Origin of the sequence: Mesorhizobium sp. (assembly GCF_004963255.1) — a bacterium.
GTDB lineage: Bacteria > Pseudomonadota > Alphaproteobacteria > Rhizobiales > Rhizobiaceae > Mesorhizobium.
In genome coordinates this window covers 1-555 of the sequence record NZ_SUGA01000107.1, presented here as the reverse complement: position 1 = coordinate 555, position 555 = coordinate 1, and the positions used below count along the sequence as shown (strand labels likewise).

The 555-nt window shown below is 66.8% G+C and carries 1 protein-coding gene; it reads right to left on the bottom strand.

What is annotated here, in order from left to right; all coding sequences use genetic code 11:
* A partial coding sequence (locus E5X34_RS32655; protein WP_292573348.1) for an LLM class flavin-dependent oxidoreductase occupies positions 1–555 on the bottom strand: 555 nt, incomplete at both ends.

Here is a 555-nt window from a genome sequence, read left to right as displayed (position 1 = left end):
TGACCTGATGTTCGGTCGGCAAATGCGGCAGCACCAGCTCGCCGAAGCGATAGGCCTCTTCAAGATGCGGGTAACCCGAGAGGATGAAGGTATCGATGCCGAGCCGCCTGTATTCGTCGATGCGCTCGGCGATCGTGGCGGGATCGCCGACCAGCGCCGTGCCAGCGCCGCCGCGCACCAAACCAACGCCGGCCCACAGGTTCGGCGCGATCTCGAGCTTGGACCGGTCGCCGCCATGCAGCGCGCTCATCCGCGCCTGGCCGACCGAGTCCATGCGCGCGAACACCTTCTGCGCCGAGGCGATGGTCGCGTCGTCGAGCCGGCTGATCAGCCTGTCGGCCGCCGCCCAGGCTTCCTCGGTGGTTTCGCGGGCGATGACATGCAGGCGGATGCCGAAGGAGAGCTTGCGGCCGGCCTTTTCGGCGAGATCTCGCACGCCATCGAGCTTGCGCGCGACATCGGCGGGCGGCTCGCCCCAGGTCAGATATTTGTCGATCTCTTGCGCCGCCACGGTCGATCCCGCATCGGAAGACCCGCCGAAATAGAGTGGTGGAT